The organism is Vibrio fortis, assembly GCF_000695685.1.
Taxonomy (GTDB): Bacteria; Pseudomonadota; Gammaproteobacteria; order Enterobacterales; family Vibrionaceae; genus Vibrio; species Vibrio fortis_A.
This window is the reverse complement of the sequence record NZ_JFFR01000009.1, coordinates 40795-61821: the sequence shown is the minus strand read 5'-3', so window position 1 is coordinate 61821 and position 21027 is coordinate 40795. Positions and strand designations below refer to the sequence as shown.

Genomic DNA, 21027 nt, shown 5'->3' with positions numbered 1-21027 from the left:
TGTAAGCCGCTGTAAGAACAGACTTTTATATGTAAGGCGTGCGGAAAAACATCGTCGCGCTAGACTAATATTCAGCTGCGGTAGCCTGCGCATCACTGCACTTGTCAGTCGACAATTCAAAGCAGTATTGCGCGTGTTTTTTCAAGCAGTTGAATACTTCAGCATCGAGTTTGTGGTTCTGCACATGATCATCCAATATCGCCAACGTTTGTTCTAAGCTCATTCCAGGGCGATAAGGACGAGACTGAGTTAACGCTTGAAATACATCAACAACTGCAACAATCCGACTTGGTTTATCGAGCTGCTCTGCCGTTTTCCCCATGGGATAGCCCGAGCCATCTAGGCGCTCATGGTGGTTAGACGCCCACTCGCAGATTTGTGGTGAACTAAATAGCTCATGCAGAGCAAAGCGCGAATCTGTCGCATGGCGTTTAATACAGCAGTATTCCTCAGGAGTGAGTGCTCCTGGCTTATGCAGGATCTCTCGTGGCGTTTGCAACTTGCCTATATCATGAACAAGCCCAGCCAAATAGAGCTTTCTCTGTGTTGTATAGGAGTAACCTAACTGCTTACCCAGATACTCTGATAACTGCCCTACTTTCAATGAGTGCTTAAACGTAAAAGAGCTCTTGGCATCAACTACGTTGGCGATGAACTCCGCGAAAGCGACCGTCTCATCTAGTGACATCTGCTGAGAAAAGAACGGGACTGGTTTAAACCTATCGCTCATGATCTGGATGTATGACACATCCATAGAGAACCAGAAATCATCGGTATCGACCAACTCACACATATGTTGAACAAGGTTAGTTTCGAACAGAAGGTCTGCTTGTTCAGTTAAGCGCTCAATAATGTACGCCTTGCCGGCAGGAGTGAGGTTGCCGAAGCGGTCAGCCGATGCGACACCGCATAGATAGTCAACTCGATCCGCAAGCATCACAACAGCTGCTAGCTCTTTCTCTAGTTGACTAACAGGTAAGTCTTTTAGTTCATTCCACGGTGTATGGTGATACAACACAGGTTTAGCAAAGATAGAGAGTACAGGACACTCTTTGAGTATCTGATAACCCTTCTTACAGTGGTGATGCGTAGAGTCTGGGATGAAGCCAGCGATAAGGCTGAGCTGTTCATCTATCTGAGACACACCACAATCGTGGATCAGTCCAAGTGAGAATGCGAGTTGAGCTTGCTCTTCTTCCCAACCTACACTCAGTGCACATCGATACGCGATGTACCCGACTCTTTGTCCATGGTGCTTGCTCTCGAAACCGACATTATCCAGAGCCTTAGCAATACCAAATAGCGCTTTGCGCAAATCTACCGTCACGTTCTGGCAGTACAAATTCATCAATTAAGCCTAGTTTTTATCGTTTTTATATTTATTGGTGGCCAATACTAATCGATTACTTGAGTATATAGTCACAAATTATGTAAGGTTTATTGAGTTTCGTGACATGAATAACGTATAACGAACTTTCCGTGCCACAGTTTGCATAAAAATTAGACAGATAACGGTATAAAGAGCAAACTAGTACCAAAGTATAATGACCTTAATGCTGTTAATGAGGACACGATGTTTAAAATAAAAATTAACGACGATATTTCTATTGCACTAGTACAAGAAAGTTTTGCTTCTCATTATGCAGAGCTGGTATCAACACAAACTGATTATTTAAGCCAATGGCTCGCTTGGCCTCCTCATTGTAAAACTGAACAAGACTTTCGTATATTTATCCAGCGTTCGCTCCACGACTATGCCGAGGGCAAAAGCATGACTTGCGCGATTGTTTACCAAGATAACATCGTCGGAAATTGTAGCTTCAACACGATCTGCCACAATCTAAAAAAGGTAACGATAGGTTATTGGCTGTCAGAGCCCCAACAAGGGAAAGGCATTGTCACGCAAGTCGTTCGCAAGCTCACTCAGATAGCGTTTGACGAGTTAGATATGGAGAAAGTGGAGATCTCAGCAGCGGTCAAAAACACGGCAAGCCGAGCAGTTTGTGAACGACTTGGCTGTAAGCTTGAGGGAATCATTACTCGAGGCGAAAACTTAAATGGACGAATTATCGACCATGCTATTTACGGTTTAACGCGCAAATAATAAACAGGCTTGCATAATTAGAGTATGAGGAGAGGGGAAATATTTACCCCTCCTTTTTTGTCATTGAGATTGAAACATTTATTCCAAGCGCAAAAACTGGCATTTATACGTATAAAATAAACTCAAAAAACACTTACGAGAACATTTATTTTGAATATTAACTCTAAATCAGGAATTACTGTCTGCCTTACGTTTAGGAACAATAATAATAAACTTTGCTCCGCCATAAACGCTGTCCTCTAATTTAAGCTGCCATCGCATTTTTTTCGCCGCAGCATTGGCTATTGCCAATCCTAGACCAAAACCTCCCGTTTTTGCGGTTCGACTTTGGTCAAGACGCGCAAAAGGCAACAAGACTTCATCGCGCTTATCTTCTGGAATTCCGTCACCATTATCTTCGATTTGTATCAGCCAGCTCTCGGAGTTCTCATCCAACGTCACCCAAACTTTATCACGCGTATAATTCCCCGCATTTTTTAGAATATTGTCCAGCACAAGTCGCGCCATAGTGCAGTCGCATTTGGTTGCAAAGCTATTAATAACTAACGACTCAAACTCAACATTCTCGATCTTTGAATAGCGAATGCGATCCAAGCAGTGGTCAACTAAGTCACAACTTGTGGTTATCAAATCGAAGTACGCGCTGTCGATAACATTCAACTTCGAGAGCATCATAATTTCAGAAGTAAGCTGATCGATATCGCCAATGTAGCCGTCGATATCATCGAACAGAACTTGCTGTTCAGCCGGCGCTCCCCTGCGTAATAGATCGGTCGCGAGTTGAATCCGACTCAAAGGCGTTCGAACTTCATGAGGAATGGCTTGAGCAAATATATGATTCTGCTTTACCTTACTCTCGATCTCTTCCGCCATCAGATTGAAACTGTTAGCTAATTCCGATACGGGATGAATATCATCCATATCAGAGCGAGTGCTGAGTCTGCCTCGGCCAAATTGCTGCTGTTTTTCAACCAACAGCTCTATCCGTTCTTGAAAGCGGCGCACTGGCAGATAGATGCTCGCCCCAATCGCAATGATGACGGCAATGAGCAACGCAATCAGGAAGTGTCTCTCTGAATCTTCATACCACTCTATAGTCGGAGAAAAGAAATCACCTACCTCACTAAACACAAAACTGTACTTAGAGTTGGGAAGCTGAAATACCGCAGAGTAAAGATTGCGATCACTGAGGTAGATCGGCACACCATTTAGTGTCGTGAAGTGAGTGCAATCCGAGCATGGAGCTTGGCTATCCCAGTTTTCAATAAGACGAAGATTAAAAATGTAGAACTGCTGATAGCCGGTTTTGTCTAGCTCTCTGTATAGTGACGTCGGATGGTTGCGTTGATGAATATATTGCTCAACAAAATAGGTGCCGTTGTTGAGAAACGTTTCAATCTCTGTACGACGCATGTGCCCTTCACCTAAACTGAGAAACAGATAGATCGTCGCGATCATCCCCGTCACAATCCCAATATAGAGCCGCGCAAACATCGAAATATTTCTTAGCTTGCGTATTACATCTTTACGAAACAAGCATGTACCCCTTGTTTCTTACCGTCCTAATCAGTTGTTTGTCCTTTGCGTGGTTACGCAGCTTACGGCGTAAACCAGAGATTCGCATATCGATCGAGCGATCGTTGAACGCATAGTCAATACCACGGAAAAGCTGGCAACATTGATCTCGCGTGACCACTTCACCAAGGTTATTCACTAATAAATTTAGGATCTCGAACTCAGCGGAAGTGAGCTGCAAGTCCTGACCATAAAGAGTCGCACTTTGAATTGTTGTATTGACCACAATATCGCATGTCTTCTCTTCATTGCTCTCTAATGGAGAACTAGACGAAGCACGGCGCAATAGCGCTTCGATGCGAGCCAACAAAGCATGACCTCGAATCGGCTTTGTTACGTAGTCATCTGCACCAAACTTAAACAAGCTTACCTCGCTCATTTCGTCAGCCGATGCTGTCAATACGAGAATAATACCATTGTAAAACTCACGAGCCTGTCGACAAATTTGTGCACCACTTAGCCCAGGTAGCATCAAATCTAAAAGCACTAAATCTGGCTCGACATCTCGAATAGCTTGTACCGCCAAGTTACCTTGATCGACAACCTCTACCTCATAGCCTTCAGCTTCTAGATAAAGTGTAGTTAGACGCGCAATCTCTTGGTCATCTTCGATTATGAGCACTTTCGCTTTTGACATTCCTATCACCAGTATTTATAAATGCGCGGGCAGTATATAGACTGAGAATACATCATCAATACTGTAACCGAACTCATTATTTTACAGTATGCAAAACAATGTATTCATCTCTGTACACCTATATTTACGATTTCGGGTGATAAATGCACCCTGTTGCGCCTTTACCAATATCCTTTAAATGTTATTCATAAAACTGACATCATAGTAACGTGCTCGCCTTACATCTCCTTTATTTTCTTACCCTCTCTTACATAACGATCATTTACAGCAAGCCAAAAGTTCATTCATTCTACCAAGGGCATTTATGCCCTATATATTACTAACATAAATGTAATTAACAGTTGTAATAACTACTGAGTCAACTTGATAATGTAACGAAAACGATTACCCAGAAGCCTTGGCAGTGGAATCAACCTCACAACTCGATTCGCCCTATGTTTTTAATCTCATTGATTGAGTAGTATTAGCGCCAGTTACCTATTCACCAAAACCATAAATGGAATGATATTTCCTATGAACAAAAAATACTTTGCTGCGTTGCTTGTTACTGGCTCACTCTCTCTCGGTTCAGCGATGGCTGCACAAACAGATGAGACAGCTCAACTGGTTGAGAAACAAGTGTTATCTTGGATGAACGTAGAGGTTGTAAAACAGAGCAGCATTATTCAGAAGATGGTTTTTGACTGCCAGTTTTACAGTGCAACGCCGGTACTCAAATCACCGGATGGCAGCGAAAGCAGTTTTGGACGTTATCAATTTTACTCCCATGACGGTGTGTTGGGTTCAATGACTGAACCATACACCACACAGCCTCTCCCTGAGTTACAACTGTGTATCAAGAGCGGCTTCCAGGTGACTAACCAAGACCAGGCTCAACTTCTGTTTGAAGCGATCGAAACCGTCTATCCAAATGATTCCATGTTCGACCAAAACTACGCGAAAGAGATCATTAAAAAAGAGAGGGAATGGCACCTTATTGATGGAGAGATTTTTGATGATAAGAAGGGCTACGTTATCAAGGTCAATGACAAGGGCCACGTTACCAAAGTGATTCGTTCACTAAACCTATAAAGCCGTACTGAACCCGTGTAGCAATCCCATACGATTGCTACAGCCTCTTCACTTCATCCATTAAGCCTTGATATATGCAAAGTTATTTACCATTCGAGCATCTAAAATGCCCTATTTGGGTGTACGACATCGACAATAAATTGATCGTTTGGTCGAATAGCAGCGCACTGCCACTTTGGGAAGCCGATTCAATTCAAGAGCTCACTTCACGCGATCTTGGAAAAGAGATGTCTGAGGCTATTGAAGCAACACTCGAAGAGTACCAACGGCAATTCCATCTCAATCAGACCATCAAAACCTGGTGGAACTTTACTCCCAAGCACATCGCTAAACGGGCGCTGTGTCAATTTTCAGGAATTCCTCTACCTGATGGACGCACTGGTATGCTGGTTCAGGTAGTGGCTGAAGAAAACAGCTTAAAGCATGACTTGGCTTGCTCAGACGGGTCGAACCTTTCTTTATTGTTCGATAAAACCGGCGAGATATTAAGTGTTAATACGGCTTTTTACCAAAGCTATGGCAAACCATTTACTCAACTGATCGACTTTCTAGGAGACGAGGAGACTGTCGACCTATGGCTTTTCTCCGCCATGCGTGGGCAAGAGATCCTAGAAGAAGTGAGTTGTCAGATTGGCGATAAAACCCATTACTTTGATGTACAAGGTAAATGGTTGTTCGACAAGAATCAGCTGCTACTCAATCTAACCTGTATCACTCGCCAAAAAGAACGCCTTTTGTTAGCCAAGTACAACGCTGAACATGATTGCCTGACAGAACTCCATAACCGCCGAGGTATCACAAACCTATTGCAGACGAGCATTGAGTACCGCTCCCCATTCGAATTGATGTTTGTCGACCTAGACGGCTTTAAGCTAGTTAACGACACCTATGGGCACAATGTTGGCGATCAACTCCTCAAACAAGTAGGGATAAGACTAAAAGAGTTGGTTGATGATACGTGTATGATTGGCCGCTTTGGTGGTGACGAGTTCATCGTCATTGCTCACACTTGTCGAAATCAAAATATCCCACTACTTTGTTCCCGCATCATCAATGCACTTAACAAGAGCTTTCACATCGCGGGTATCGGTTCCCTATCGGTAGGATGTAGTATTGGTACGGCACACTTTCCCGACAACGCCATGGATCAAGAGTCATTACTTAAACAAGCTGGAATGGCGATGCATATGGCAAAGGCAAATGGCCGTAATCGCTTCCAAACCTTCACTCCGGATCTTGCCAAAGCACTGCATCGAAAGGTCAATATTCGACATCGACTTGCAGGAGCAATCGAGAACGACGATTTAAAGCTGCATTACCAGCCGATCATTCACAGTGATAGTAATAAAATAAAAGGCTTTGAGGCGTTACTTCGTTGGAAAGACCATGAACTGGGGGAAATCGCTCCGCGAGAATTTATCAGCTTAGCCGAAGAAACAGGTCAAATCGTACCGCTTGGGCGATGGGTATTGAATGCCGCTCTTAAACAACTGGCGACATGGCATAAAAAGTACGGCCCTGAGCTCACTTTGAGTATCAATATTTCTGGCAAACAGATCCATTCAGCATTTGCCGACCAACTGTCTGCAATGCTCAAGTTCTATCAGCTACCAGCAAACAAAGTAGCACTTGAGATCACGGAGTCTTCGATGATCTTCAAACATGGTGAAGTCGAACAAGCGCTTTACGACATTGCGGCCCTTGGGGTCGAGTTACACTTGGATGACTTTGGCACTGGCTACTCCTCTCTGTCGATGCTCCATGACTTGCCCATCAGTACCGTAAAGCTAGATAAGAGTTTTGTTCACGGCTCACATCAAGGAAGCAAAGCCATTGTAAAAGCGACACATGCCATTTGTGAAAAGCTAGAGCTCAAAGTGGTGGCAGAAGGTGTGGAAACAGAAAGCCAAAAACAGTTTCTTATGAATTGCGGCTACCAATACTTTCAGGGGTTTCTATTTAGCAAGCCAATTCACCCAGATGAAGTCGAAGAGTACTTTTTAAGTCCGACTTACCATTAATGATTTAATCAACAATATCAGATAGTTAACAAAACCACGCGCTTACACGGGCTTACATTGTACAAGCTTCCAAGCCAGTTGATTAACTTACTGTTTTTATTGATTTTTGTCGGTATGAAGAGAGACACCATCATCTAGCACTTTATCAGGTATCTATTTTGTCTATGCCGCTTAGTTTAACCTCGGACTTTAAAGGGCTTTCGTACATTAAAGCCAGTTCTGCTACCACATGATACAGAGATACTATGCCTAAAAAATCCGGTTTCACTGTCCTCGAACTTATCGTCTGCTTGGTCATCATCTCTGTCATCGCAACGACAGCTATGGTGAAGTTTATGGAGATCCAAGCAGATGCTCGTGCTAACAAGATCCATGACATCGCGGCTAACCTACGTAATGGCATTGACGTTATCTATGCGAAATCTGTTCTTGCCGGCGTAGAGAAAGAGTGTAATTACACAATCAAAACAGAGGTCGAATCCTATTTTGTTTGTCATGGATACCCAATTGCTTATATGGATTCATTACGAAGGTTAATGAATATCGACTCTAGTGAGTTAAAAGTAATCAATAAAGATAATTTCCCAGGAAAGCCCGAAGAAGAAAGGCGTGCAGCTATTACTTTCCATATGTACGAACACACTTATGAACCCCAAGGTAATTATTGCCAAGTACTCTACCAACCAGAGGAAGAGCCTCAAGTCGTTGTTTTAGATAGCGCTTGTTAAACTTTGACTAAACAACAATTGATGATGGCACATAATAATATTAATTGATTTAGCCCTATGATGTGTCATCAATCCTCTAGCATAATTAGTTCATCGTCGATTAACACTCAGCACCGATATTAATCATAAAAAATACCAAACACTTCGACTCATATCCAAAACTAGATGTAAATTTATAACTAAGTCATAATGAATTTATAACTATAACGGTAAGTATTAGTAGCCACAAACGATGTGCCTATATATTCTATTTTCGTTAAGTATTTAGGTATTCTCCATTACTTCATCTATTAAACGTGTATGAGTAAACGTTTTACTTATAGCTCATATTATTACTTGTACAACCTAGCAGTCGCAAAATCTAGCCACTACCTATATAACACACCAAACCAATAAATATTTACTATATTAGCAACTGCTAAATCAGAAACTGCTAACTGGGACAAAATTACCCACATTTTGCCAATATCAAATGGATAAATACCAAAACAAATGGATTTATCCCCTTTCTAACTTGTAAAACTTCTTGATTGATTTATAAATTCCACTTTTGAATGAACATCTCGAGAATCCCTCATTGCCGCCCAAATTCTGCGATTAATATCAAAGTATTGAGAGAAATGGTGACATTTTTTCGACGTTATTTACAGAGAAGTATGGGTTAAATGAGTAGGAAAAATTGATTATTAACACAATAATTATAACAACTATCATTTAGGAGTTAAGCTATGCACTGTTCTCTGAATATATATAGCGAAAGGGAAATATTACAGTTAATTTATAACGAAGAAAAAATATATATCAAAAAGAACAACTGCAAGATATCTGAGGAAACGCTAAATAGCAAAGAGAGCTTTGTAATAAAGTACTTAATTGATAATTCTTCAATATCAAATCCAAAGTCACAAAGAGAGGTTGAAGAATCATTCAAATCACATTTTAATGAAGAGTTTAGCCTCTATGCGCTAAAAAACACCATTGCATCAGTAAGAAAGAAATATCGTAACCTGTTAAAAAAGGCAGGTATCGATTCTCAAAGCGAACTCATTTCTAACCTTTATAAAGTGGGATATTTTATTGACCTTGATAAAGCTCCCATTAATCAAGAACAATCAAGGCTGGATATCAACCAATTCAAACCTAGTTATATCACCGTGCTAAAAATGTTGGCTCATACCTATTATAAAGAGTGGTTTAAAGGCACTGTTATCGTTCTCTCTACGTCATCGTTAATCTTGTTCGTTGTCTACTTTTTCCAAATCCTTTACACAACCAAGATTGCCGATCAGTTTAGTGAAAACACTAAGATTGTGACCGAAGAGCTCAAGAATTATGGGTGCAACAACGATGATGCCGTCTATGCGTTGAGACACTCACTCAATCTCGATTCAGCGGTGATGACAACCCCTGATGGCTCCTGCTACATATCAACGACTCGCTCTAAATCAGTGAACCCTGATAACATCGGCGAGTTTTATGACAGCCTAGATTTTACCTACTCCGGGTTTACCTATCCCAAGGAGAACATATTCCTGACGGTACGCATTCCAAAGCGATCGATTGAAGCACGATACCGAAACTCATTAATGCCACTGTTTGTCGATTCAGTATCAATTCAAAAACACGGCAATATTATCCTTCATAACAATGAGAACCACCCACCTCTATACGATCACTTACTTGCGACAGGCGCAACTATTAGCTTCTATAGCCATAACATCACTTGGATTTGGTTAACGCTGACGCTCTTGTTTACGGTGTTGCTTTACCATCGATACATTGTAGGCGTGGTTGTATACATGTTGCGTTGGAGAAGGATCTCATTCGAAGAAGAGCCCATTATAAACACTGAGGATAATAGCGTCCTTTATTACGAGCTCCTCTCTCGAGTACGTGATGTTGGCGTTTTGGATTTCATCAACGCAATGCGCCGCTCCAATCTACTGACCTTTCACACGATTCTAATGATTGAGGCAGTTAGAGTCGCTAAGAACAACAATAGTCATGACAAATATGGCGTGAACATTTGCCCAAGCACGTTAGTAGGCGCTAACTTCGATAAAATTGAGCCCCACTTAGCTGCCATGGAAGCCAACGAATTTGTCGCAGAAATCACCGAGTATTCGAACATTGGATATGGTGGAGAGGTGATAGATAACATCAAAGCCATCAAGAAGCTCGGTATTACTATTGCGCTAGATGATTTTGGCACAGGCAACAACAATATCGAGATCATTAGTGCAATCTCACCAACCTATCTCAAGCTGGATCGCTGTTTTGTAAAAGACATCGAATCTGGGGAATACCATCAAGGTGTATTACTTAACATCTCAGAGATTGGACGCCTCTCCAATATGACGATGATTTACGAGGGTGTCGAAACGCGTAGGCAACAATATATCCTGTGTCAGCTCGGCTATAACCTGCATCAAGGTTATCTATACAGCCGGCCTCAGAGAGCTGCAGATTAGCCCTACGAACCTGTTCTATTTGCTATACACAAGCTTCTGCGTGCTCACTATCATAGGGAGCACGCTCAGCTATGTCAGGGAAATAGGTCGCGATTAATCCTGCTACAGAGAGTGGCTTATCGAAGTAAAAGCCCTGCAACAGATCGCATTCATACTGCTGAAGTTTCGTCATTTGTTCATCAGTCTCAACTCCCTCGGCAACGACTTTCATCTGGCATGAATTGCCAATATCGATAATCGCTCTAACCAAGGTTGCGCTGTGTTGACTGGTATTCAATTTACGGATGAAGGAACGGTCTATTTTAATCTCACTGACCGGTAACGAATTAAGGTAATTCAGAGAAGAGAAGCCCGTACCAAAATCGTCCAGAGATATACCAAACCCAATGTCTCTAAGCTGTCTCAGTACAGGCTCCACGACATGCAGATCTTTAATCAAAATATTCTCCGTGATCTCCAACGTCACGCGACTGGCACAAAGCCCGGTTTCACTCACTAAGTGCTTAACTCGATCTGCGAATCCACTATCGAGAATCTGTTTCGGAGAAACGTTAACAGAAACACCGATCGCATCTCTTCCATTTGGCATTAACGTGAGTGTGTCCTCACACGCCTGTTTTAGAACATATTCCCCCAACTCTTGAATCATACCAAGACGCTCAGCAGCGGGAATAAAATCCATTGGTGATACAAACCCAAGTTCTACGTTGTTCCAACGACACAGCGCTTCGATGCCTTTCACTTTTTGAGTTTGGGAATCAACTTGAGGTTGATACACGACGCTGATCTCTCGGTTATCTAACGCGAACTTAAGCTGCTCCTCTACTTGGAAGTCATAGATGACCTGTTTGTTGATGACCTCGTCATAGAATACCGATTCACCTTTTCGACTCTCTTTGGCCTTGTAGAGCACGATATCTGCTTTGGTTAGCAATTCATCCACTGCAAGTCCGTCATAGGGGTACATGGCGACACCTGCTGAACACTGGGTCGTCACCGATACACCATGCAGATTAAACGCTTTATCAAACACGCTCTGTATCTGTTTCACTTTTGCTTGAGCCTGCGCTAGCTTATCGAGCTCTGGAAGACAGAAAACAAACTCATCCCCACCAAATCGAGATACAATATCGTGTTCATCTAGACACAACTCAAAGCGCTCGCTGATCTGCTTGAGGAGTTCATCACCGTATCCGTGCCCGTATTGATCGTTGATACGCTTGAAGTCATCGAGATCAACGAACACCACCGCGACTAACTTACCTTGGAGTTTCGATTTAGCGATTGCTCGATTTACTTGTCGTTCCAACTCAGTGCGGTTTGGTAGTGCGGTTAAAGAATCGTGCCTCGCCATATGCTGTAGTCGACGCCGGCTGTTTTTCAGTCGATTGAAATCTTCCGCGATGCGCTGCTCCATCTGCTTGAAGCGCAGTGAAATTTTACGACTCACCAAGGCACTCAAGAAGATACATACCAACGTTGCCAGTACACTGAACACCAATACCAAGCTGAACTCGTTTCGTGATTCAATCAGTAGCTCTTCTTTTCGCTTCTCAATCGACGTTTGAACTTTATTAAGATAAATACCGGTACCTATAATCCAATCCCAGCCGTCAATTCGCTTAACAAAGCTGGTTTTAGGCCCAAGTACACCGTCACTGTCTTTGGTGATGTAATCAACAAAGCCACCGGAAGCAGGCTGACTCAAAACTTGGTTTTTGAAGCTCTCACCAATCTCTTGGTATAGATTCTGTCCACTACCGACTTGTATCTGATTGTGGCGCAGCAGTGTGTCTCCGTTCTCCTCGAACACGAACAGATAGCCATTATCACCGATGGTCACATTGGAAAGAATATCCAGAATACGTTGGTAACTGATTGCTTTAACTTGATCTAAATAAACCCCTGTCCCAAAGAACCAGCCATAAGGCTCGAATCGGCGAATATGGCTCAGTTTTTCAAACTCTTCATCACCATATCCAGGTCGATTAAATTTATAGCGCATATATGCACTGGAGTTCTCTCTCATCAAGGCCACTTGCTCAGCGACGACATACTGCCCTTCACCGTTACTGACATTGAGCCTGTTAGTACTTTCAAAATCAGGCATAAGAGGGTGAACAAGAGCCGTCCCTTGCATGTCATAGACGTAGATGTAGCTCCGTTTGTTCGCAAAGCTCATACGTCGTATCTCATTGAGAATCATCACCTTGAGCTCAGGATTAGAAAGATGCTGATTCGATGAGTAGATGTTTTGAGCGACCGTATAAGCACGGTCGATGCGCCTTTTTAACGCTTTCATCGATTCAGCTTCTGCCACGTGCTGTGTCTTTTCTATCTGTTGTGACACTTGCTTGACTTGAGCTTCAATTAGTTGTTTCTGCGCAGCTATGTAATCCATACGCACTAAATCCACCAATGCTCGAACCTTACGATCGACACCAGTCATCATGATCAAGTTAAGTATGATCGCAGAAGAGATAATGACCACGATCGGCAAATACTTGGTAAACCAAACCAGCTTTTTGTCATTGATGTGCAGCATTCAGAGACTTACAAAGTTATTAGTACGAGATACCATATAGTCTCATTGTTTTTACTGAACATCCACCCCTAAAAATAAAAAATAGATATTATTTATAAAAAACAGTTGATTATTTTTATAACAAGTTTAGTGTTATACACATGTATATCACCATACAGAAAGCGATATGACAGATTGGAAAGATGACCAGCCTATCTTCCGACAACTGGCTAGCAAAGTCACAGAGCAGATCATGCAGGGAGTATGGAGAGATCAACAAGCACTACCGTCAGTAAGAACGATAGCGGCCGATCTCAAAATCAACCACCTTACTGTGATGAAGAGCTATCAGTTATTGGTGGACGACGGATTAGTCGAAAAGAGACGCGGACAAGGAATGTTTGTCGCACTGGGGGCGGAGGCGAAATTAAAGCAGAACGCTTATAGCGACTTTGTCGCCAACACAGTGCCCGAGATTGCAAACACACTAAAGAATATAGACATGAGCATCGATGAGCTTGTCTCTTTGTTAGAACAACACACAAAGGCAAAGTCATGAAAACATTACTTTCCGCTAAGAACGTCACCAAACGCTATACCAATAACACTGGGATAGAAGAAATCAGTTTTGAGCTCAAAGCCGGACAAGTCTTAGGACTGTTGGGCCACAACGGTGCTGGTAAATCGACTTTAATCAAATCGCTGCTCGGTGGGCACCGCTACCAAGGTGAGATTGAGATTAATGGTTGCCACCCTATCGAACAGCACGCCGAGCTGATGCAGCACCTCTCTTACATCTCTGACGTTAACGTGCTCCCAGAGTGGATGAGCGTTAAACAGTTACTCAAGTACACTGCCGGCGTTCACCCAAGTTTCGAGCGTTCACGCGCCGAGCGATTGCTTAGTAGCACCGACATCAAACTCACATCTAAGATCAAACAGCTTTCTAAAGGAATGAAGGTACAACTTCACCTTTCTATCATTATCGCCACCGACACTAAGGTGCTGATCCTCGATGAGCCGACACTAGGGCTTGATCTTATCTATCGAGATACCTTCTACCGCCATCTACTAGAGTGGTTCCATGATGGTGAGCGAGCCTTAATTATTGCCAGTCACGAAGTCTCTGAGATTGAACACCTGCTGACCGATGTATTGATCATTAAGCAGGGCAAACCTGTTCTGTACAAAAGTATGGAACAAGTTGAGAGCGACTACTTCATTCTTGATGCGTCAAATGAACACAGCTCAACCATTGCACAATTCAAGCCTCTTAGCTCGCAAGCTAGCCTTGGTAGCACCAAGTGGCTTCTAGAGAGCCAATACAAACCTCAAACTGAAGAGTTTGGCAAAAGATTCAATGTCGGTTTATCAGACCTTTTCCTTGCAACACAGAAGGAGGCTATTTAAATGCACCCTAGCGTTTACATGATCGAAAAAGAGCTCATCGAACATAAGGTGATCATTCGCCTCCCTTTATTCATTGCTCTTTGTGGCTTAGTGCTTGGCGTAGGCTTAATGTTCAATAACCAAGCTCAACATAATTTCTTCTTTCAAATGGAGGTCAGCGGCGATATTAGCGAAATCCATCAAGAGATCGCGCGCGACCTTAACTCTCTGATCTTCGCTATTGCAGGAACCGTGTCTCTGCTCTTAACAACACTGTTTCTACCTAAAACACTGCGAAAAGAGCGCCAAGAAGGCAGTTCGATGTTTTGGCGTAGTATGCCTGTATCAAACCATCTGACTCATGCAGTAAAACTCGCTGTAGGCTTGGTCATTATTCCGCTGATTTGTGCCTTATTGGTCTTGTTTACTGATGTGATGCTGTGGTTGATTCAAACATTCAGTGATAAACAGTTGGCGCTCTTGGTTGAACAGCAATCTATCTTCTATGCACTGACTAACTGGCTAGCTTTCCTAGCAAGAATGCTATTAGTGTCGATTGTTCTACTGCCTTTAGCCATGGTCGCATTAGCGATTTCACAAATCGTAAACTCGCCATTACTGGTTATGTTTATTGGTAGCTATGCAATCAAGTGGTTGTCACTGAGCCTATTTGCTAGCGATTGGATCAGTAAGTTCTTAGCGCTCGTTGTCTCCCTACCGATTTATGTGCTGTTCGAGCCGAACCCGTTCCGCGCGATTGTAGAAGCACCAGCACTATCCTTGGTAGTTTATGTTGCAATCGGGATTATCGCGTACCTAACCAGTATAAGACTGAACAGGACTGAAGATGTGACTTGGAGAAACCTCTTTCAACGCTAGATCATCTTTGACCAATAACGTAGAGCCTCTGAAATTCGGGGGCTTTTTCTTGCTTACGATTAAACTGATGGGTTCGGTTAATTAGACCTTTAGGGTGGGTAAGTAAGATGATAGTTAAGGGAGATAATTGAGCTGGTAGTGTTGAATCTTTATGGCGATTTACCAGCTCTGGGTTGGTTATGTGCTTAGGTCATGAGTCGCCTATCTGCGCACAAGGGGGAAATGCCAATATGGCTAATTTAAGCTGTCATTAACAAGCTTATTTTTTTGAAGCTTCTTTCGCTGTGTCTTTCCAGTATTGAATACGAACGCGATGAAGCTGTGCTCTTCTCATTTTTTTCATAAGGGTTATATCCTTTCCGTTTGACTGCTCTTCATGAGCCTTTTTATTTGCCAACTATTCGAATCTAACTGTGTTTCATGGCCAGATCAACGATACACATCACAAAATATAAAGAGTGGCGAGTACCTGTTGCATCAAAACATGACACTGTTATCAACTATAGCTCAGTTCATTCCTTTGAGCTAAGTTTCATATCTAACACTAAATTCGCTGAGTGACAAATATATTTCAAACTCAATACGATTTAATGAAACCAGAATTGACCTTGATCTCCTTTTTACTTCGAATTCGCAAGGCAAGTCGCATAACTCAGCTATATCATTGCTATGTAAGGGATTTATCTGCTTAATCACGTATCAACATCAACTTTAGTAAGTCTCCTACGTTTTCGAATACCCTAGGATATGCCGATGAAAAAGCCTCTATTGTTAGCCTTAACCGCTGGTTTTATTCTATTTGTCGCTGTAGGACAGCAAATAGGTTGGTTCAAATCCGGAAGTTCAGAGTCCTTCCCGAAGTTCCCAGAGATACCAAGTTACGCCGTCACTAATACCTTCGACGGAGAATGGGCTGGCAGACGAATAAACACCACCAACAACAACCTTTGCGAGCGCACTACCATCACTGGCCGTATTGAGAATGGCAAAGCCACATTGCGCCTCACCTACAATGGCACTTCACTTAAAGGCTGGGTTGCCGAAGATACGCACATACTCACCTTGTATGCTAATAACAAGCAATGGGACTATCGCTTTTCAGGAAAAGTCTCTGCTGATAAGGTGACAGGTAATTGGTATCTCACTAACGGCCCGTGTCGAGGCCATTGGTATTTAGAACGCGTAACAGGGAAAAGTTAAGTGAATTATGTCTAAGATCGTTTTAACAGGGCACATTGAGGTTCCAACGGATGACCTTGAAGCCGTGCTCACTGCGCTACCAATTCATAAAGCTCTGACCCACCAAGAACCAGGCTGCTTGGTCTTCAAGGTCACTCAAGATCCACATATCCCAAATAGATTCAGTGTTTACGAAGAGTTTGTTGATCAACAAGCTTTTGACACACACCAACAACGCGTTAAAAGCTCTGATTGGGGAAAAATCACTCACGGGGTTGAACGCCACTATCAAATCATTGGTAGCAGCTCATCGTGAGTGAGGTTGAGGTAAGTACTTTTTGGTATTTAAGCTAACTTAACGCGATACAGCGGATTAGGCGCTTTGTTAACGAAATACTCCCAGATATGGTCATAGACTGCATGTTGATTTGGGAATGGCGCTAACTGTTTCGCTTCTTCCAGCGTGCACCAACGAAACTCTGTATGTTCTTCATTCAACTGCACATTTTGATTTGGTGGACATACTACAGCGAATACCGGAATCAGCTCGATAGCGTTAACATGGTGCTCATAGAACTGCTCTAAGAACTGAGCGTTATACAAAGCTTGTACGTCAATTTCTGTCTCTTCTTTGAACTCGCGTACAATCGCCTGCCAGCCCTTCTCACCGCTCTCAATAGAGCCCGCCACATGACACCAAAAGCCCCCTTTCACACGCTTCATCAATAGCATTTTCATCTGGCCATCGATTTCAGAAAGAGCCACACCGGAAACGATCGAAGTATTTAGCGGAATCATAAGCTTACCTGTTCATATAAAACACAGCAGCATATCACGTTCATTCCAACTTGTTACTACTTAAACAGCCACAGCAACAAAAATAACAGTGTTCTCATTGAACAAGTTTGAGGCGTGTATCGATAAGGAGTAGAATCGGCCGCCTAACATCGAACTCCCTGCGATTTCATCCATTAGATAAAAAGACACACTATGCACTCATCGACTTCTTCGCACGCTTCAGAATTTCTACACACACCTGAAAACTGCTTTACCCGATTCAACCAATCGATTGAGTCATACGCGCTTCCAGAACGTTTTACGTTTCCTTTTTATTACGAGCCCCACCCTCTTTGTGAGCTGGCCTCTGAGCAGCTTCAGGCTCATCTGGAAACACAAACCGATTGGCACCACGATTTCGGTCTAAAATCGGAAGAAGGCCGTGGCAAAATGTTTGGGGTGCTTATCGTTCGCAGCCCACAAGGTGAAATCGGCTACTTTTCTGCATTCTCTGGCAAGATCGCTGACCAAAACCTGTTGCCGCACTTCGTGCCACCAGTGTTTGATATGTTGAACAGCGAGAGCTTCTTCCATCAAGATACAGCCGACATGATGGCGGTGAATGCAAAATACAAAGCACTGAAATCAGATGAGACCTACTTAGCACTGTGTGAGCAAATGGCGCAAAACAAAGCGCAAGCGGGACAAGAGAACGAAGCCCAGCGCCAAAAGGTCATCGAAGGTCGTAAGATCCGTAAACAACAGCGCGAACAAGGTAAGCTAGAGCTCGATGAAACCGAATTTGAACAGCTAAGTATTGAGCTTGGTAAAGCGAGCGTTGCAGACAAGAACCAACAAAAGCACCTTAAGCTCGCTTGGGAAAAACGTCTGGCTGAACTGCAATCGAAAATTGATGTCTATACCGAGCAACTGGATCAACTAAAAGAGCAACGCGCAACTATCTCTCATCAGTTGCAGCATAAGCTTTTCGCTCAATACGCGTTTCTAAATGCTGAAGGAAAAACGGAAGATCTAAACCATATCTTCGCGCCATTGACTAACCCTGTACCACCAGCGGGCTCTGGGGAGTGTGCCGCGCCTAAGATGCTGCAATACGCCTACCTACATGGTTATACACCATTGGCTATGGCCGAGTTTTGGTGGGGGCGCTCACCGAAATCAGAGGTGCGTAAACACAAGAAATACTACGCGTCTTGTCAAAGTAAATGTGTACCGATCTTGGGTCACATGATGAAAGGGCTAGAAGTCGATCCAAACCCGTTACTCGAGAACCCAGCAGAGGGCAAAGAGCTAGATATTCTATTTCAAGATGAACACATCGTTGTGGTGCACAAGCCATCTGGATTCTTGTCAGTACCGGGAAAAACCATCAAAGACTCCGCCTATACTCGCGTGCAGGAAATGCATCCTGATGTTGAAGGGCCTTTCGTTATACACCGCCTAGACATGGCAACCTCTGGAATACTGGTCTTTGCATTGACTCGTCGTGCAAACAAGAGCCTACAGAAGCAGTTCATTACTCGTGAAGTTGAAAAGCGTTACGTCGCTCTGATTGAAGGCAATCTAGAACAAGATGAAGGCTACATCCGTTTGCCGTTGCGCGGTGACCTTTACGATCGTCCACGTCAGATCGTCTGCTATGAGCATGGCAAGCCTGCAGAAACTAAATGGGAAGTGATTGAGCGTCGTGATGGCAAAACCAAGGTTTATCTCCATCCGAAAACAGGTCGTACTCATCAGTTGAGAGTGCACTGTTCTCATGAGGAAGGCTTGAATATGCCGATCGTCGGAGATGTTCTTTATGGGCATAAGGCGGACAGACTTCACCTTCACGCTGAGAAGCTGTGTTTGAGTCACCCAATTACCAATGAATGGATGACGTTCCAATTCGATGCCGAATTCTAAGGGCTATCTCGAGTAAGTTGCGATCGCTAACTTCACTATTCTAAAGAAGGAGTCACAACACCTGTGACTCCTTTTTTCGAGCCTCTCGCTAACCTTTTCTCCTCTGTTTTATCTACCCCTTTGGGATATATCGCTAAGCTTATTGCACTACATCAAGATTCGTTTTTTCATTATCCGTAGCATGCCCACCTTCTTCCTTCCCTGAGGCCTTTGATATGTCATCAGCTGCTTTGAATTTATCTCCAAACACACCGACGCCCTCTTTGATCACTGCGCAAGCACCGACAAACGTAAAGCCAATAAAGACCAAGAAACCGGACCTCAATTCGGCCATGTTGAATTTGATTGAAGAAGTGAAAAACGAACTCCCTTTGTATGAGCCAGAAACATTTATCTGCGGGCCAAAAGGGAATTGCACGGGTTGTTCTAAGAAATTACTCGAAATGGTCGACATGGAGATAATGTACTGGGAGCACAAAATTTCAATGGGACAAGGGCCCAACTTCGAAGAGCTGCGTCGTTTTGGTAAGTTGTGCAGCAGCGTAAGACGTGGCCTAGAGAGAAACGGATTGGTAGAGAAGCGCCCAAAAAGAAGACAAGCATAACCTAATCGCTAGACTCAGTAATCAAACACGATTTAGGGCGTCCTCGATCGTGTTTGAGGTCGCGTGAAGCCTAGCCTCACCGCATATTGGCTCCAATCACCTCAATTGGAGTTAATACCATGAAATGGACACATTTACTGTTCACATCCCTACTTTTCCTTTGCAATTCAGCCGTCGCGTTTGATGTCGGATTCACTCAAGTCACCTTAACTGAGGACCCTAATCGCCCGCTAAACACTTCCATTTGGTATCCCACACAAGATGTATCGGACACAACCTTGATTGGCGATAACCCCGCCTTCATCGGCACGCAAGTCATTAAGGATGGAGAGGTTCAATCAGGCACTTTTCCTGTGGTGCTGTTATCACACGGCTATCGAGGAAATTGGCGGAACCAAAACTGGTTAGCGACCAAACTTGCGAGTCGTGGCTACATCGTGGCAGCCGTTGACCATCCGGGAACCACCTCTTTCGACCAATCCCCAAAACAAGCAGCGAAATGGTGGGACAGGCCACGAGATGTATCACGTATTCTGGACTACGTGTTATCCGAAACTCCATGGAAGCAATCAACAAACGTCGACAATGTTACCGCTATCGGGCATTCGTTAGGTGGTTGGACTGTGATGCAATTGGCGGGAGCGAAAATAGATAGAGCAACTTTTGAGACCAATTGTCAGGCATACCCCAACCCACGAACTTGTGGGCTTACTGAAGAGCTAGGGCTAGACAAAATTCAGGATAAAGAGCCAAACAAAAAAGACCTTTCAGACCCTCGAATTCAACGTGTCGTTAGCCTTGATTTAGGGCTTGCGCGTAGCTTTTCAGTCGGCAGCTTAAAAGACATCAAAGTGCCCACCTTGATACTGGCAGCTGGGGTCGACATTGGAGATCTTCCTCAAGCATTAGAGTCTGGCTACATTGCTGAGCACATTCCTCTGAATGTAAGACGGTACAAAGTCTATGAAAAAGCGACCCATTTTAGTTTCATTCAAGGCTGTAAACCCGGTGCTATACCACTACTGAATGAAGAAGTGCCAGGCGATGGCATTATTTGTGAAGATGGCGTTGGGATATCACGCGACCAGTTACATCAACTGTTCATCAATGACATCACTCGCTTTCTAAATTGATAAACAAA

Annotated in this window: 18 protein-coding genes; 13 read left to right on the top strand and 5 right to left on the bottom strand. The window is 43.4% G+C overall.

Going from position 1 to position 21027, the window contains the following annotated elements:
* Positions 1-64: 64 nt before the first annotated feature.
* Positions 65-1348, bottom strand: coding sequence for an HD-GYP domain-containing protein (locus VFDL14_RS16020; RefSeq protein ID WP_032550212.1), 1284 nt, complete (start codon positions 1346-1348; stop codon positions 65-67).
* A 225-nt stretch (positions 1349-1573) separates the two neighbouring features.
* On the opposite strand from VFDL14_RS16020, the gene VFDL14_RS16025 reads away from it, so the two are divergent.
* The gene (locus VFDL14_RS16025; protein WP_032550211.1) at positions 1574-2104 is read left to right on the top strand and encodes a GNAT family N-acetyltransferase; all 531 of its coding nucleotides are present in this window, start codon (positions 1574-1576) and stop codon (positions 2102-2104) included.
* A 168-nt stretch (positions 2105-2272) separates the two neighbouring features.
* Here VFDL14_RS16025 and VFDL14_RS16030 read toward each other — a convergent pair whose 3' ends face one another.
* Positions 2273-3598: a sensor histidine kinase gene (locus VFDL14_RS16030; RefSeq protein ID WP_050487360.1), complete on the bottom strand. Its 1326-nt coding sequence runs from the start codon at positions 3596-3598 to the stop codon at positions 2273-2275.
* Positions 3599-3629: 31 nt separating this feature from the next.
* A complete protein-coding gene (locus VFDL14_RS16035; RefSeq protein ID WP_032550209.1) occupies positions 3630-4316 on the bottom strand; it encodes a response regulator transcription factor in 687 nt (228 codons plus the stop codon).
* 513 nt (positions 4317-4829) lie between these two features.
* Between VFDL14_RS16035 and VFDL14_RS16040 the strand changes: the two genes are divergently transcribed.
* The 4 genes from VFDL14_RS16040 (at position 4830) to VFDL14_RS16055 (ending at position 10607) form a co-directional block, all read left to right on the top strand.
* Positions 4830-5387 carry a hypothetical protein gene (locus tag VFDL14_RS16040; protein WP_032550208.1) on the top strand — a complete coding sequence of 186 codons (558 nt, stop codon included), beginning with the start codon at positions 4830-4832 and terminating at the stop codon, positions 5385-5387.
* Between the two features lie 74 nt (positions 5388-5461).
* A complete protein-coding gene (locus tag VFDL14_RS16045; RefSeq protein ID WP_032550207.1) occupies positions 5462-7408 on the top strand; it encodes a putative bifunctional diguanylate cyclase/phosphodiesterase in 1947 nt (648 codons plus the stop codon).
* Between the two features lie 245 nt (positions 7409-7653).
* Positions 7654-8136, top strand: coding sequence for a type II secretion system protein (locus VFDL14_RS16050; protein ID WP_032550206.1), 483 nt, complete (start codon positions 7654-7656; stop codon positions 8134-8136).
* 728 nt (positions 8137-8864) lie between these two features.
* Entirely contained in the window at positions 8865-10607 is a 1743-nt protein-coding gene (locus VFDL14_RS16055) for an EAL domain-containing protein (protein ID WP_032550205.1), read from the top strand.
* A gap of 22 nt (positions 10608-10629) precedes the next feature.
* On the opposite strand, the gene VFDL14_RS16060 is transcribed toward VFDL14_RS16055, so the two are convergent.
* The gene (locus tag VFDL14_RS16060; protein ID WP_050487359.1) at positions 10630-13152 is read right to left on the bottom strand and encodes an EAL domain-containing protein; all 2523 of its coding nucleotides are present in this window, start codon (positions 13150-13152) and stop codon (positions 10630-10632) included.
* Between the two features lie 166 nt (positions 13153-13318).
* Between VFDL14_RS16060 and VFDL14_RS16065 the strand changes: the two genes are divergently transcribed.
* From VFDL14_RS16065 to VFDL14_RS16085, 5 genes are all read left to right on the top strand, one after another.
* Positions 13319-13690, top strand: coding sequence for a GntR family transcriptional regulator (locus VFDL14_RS16065; RefSeq protein WP_032550204.1), 372 nt, complete (start codon positions 13319-13321; stop codon positions 13688-13690).
* Entirely contained in the window at positions 13687-14541 is an 855-nt protein-coding gene (locus tag VFDL14_RS16070) for an ABC transporter ATP-binding protein (protein ID WP_032550203.1), read from the top strand. The genes VFDL14_RS16065 and VFDL14_RS16070 overlap by 4 nt, the downstream gene beginning before the upstream one ends.
* Positions 14542-15399, top strand: a complete 858-nt coding sequence (locus VFDL14_RS16075) for a hypothetical protein (RefSeq protein ID WP_032550202.1) — start codon at positions 14542-14544, stop codon at positions 15397-15399.
* Positions 15400-16152: 753 nt separating this feature from the next.
* Positions 16153-16599 (top strand): hypothetical protein, encoded by a 447-nt coding sequence (locus VFDL14_RS16080; RefSeq protein ID WP_032550201.1) that lies wholly within the window; start codon positions 16153-16155, stop codon positions 16597-16599.
* A gap of 7 nt (positions 16600-16606) precedes the next feature.
* Positions 16607-16894 (top strand): putative quinol monooxygenase, encoded by a 288-nt coding sequence (locus VFDL14_RS16085; protein ID WP_032550199.1) that lies wholly within the window; start codon positions 16607-16609, stop codon positions 16892-16894.
* Positions 16895-16923: 29 nt separating this feature from the next.
* On the opposite strand, the gene VFDL14_RS16090 is transcribed toward VFDL14_RS16085, so the two are convergent.
* On the bottom strand, positions 16924-17376 hold the full coding sequence (locus tag VFDL14_RS16090) for an NUDIX hydrolase (RefSeq protein ID WP_032550198.1): 453 nt from the start codon (positions 17374-17376) through the stop codon (positions 16924-16926).
* Between the two features lie 192 nt (positions 17377-17568).
* On the opposite strand from VFDL14_RS16090, the gene VFDL14_RS16095 reads away from it, so the two are divergent.
* The 3 genes from VFDL14_RS16095 (at position 17569) to VFDL14_RS16105 (ending at position 21019) form a co-directional block, all read left to right on the top strand.
* The gene (locus VFDL14_RS16095; RefSeq protein WP_032550197.1) at positions 17569-19281 is read left to right on the top strand and encodes an RluA family pseudouridine synthase; all 1713 of its coding nucleotides are present in this window, start codon (positions 17569-17571) and stop codon (positions 19279-19281) included.
* 215 nt (positions 19282-19496) lie between these two features.
* Positions 19497-19886: a hypothetical protein gene (locus VFDL14_RS16100; protein ID WP_032550196.1), complete on the top strand. Its 390-nt coding sequence runs from the start codon at positions 19497-19499 to the stop codon at positions 19884-19886.
* A gap of 119 nt (positions 19887-20005) precedes the next feature.
* On the top strand, positions 20006-21019 hold the full coding sequence (locus tag VFDL14_RS16105) for an alpha/beta hydrolase family protein (RefSeq protein ID WP_032550195.1): 1014 nt from the start codon (positions 20006-20008) through the stop codon (positions 21017-21019).
* Positions 21020-21027 lie beyond the last annotated feature (8 nt).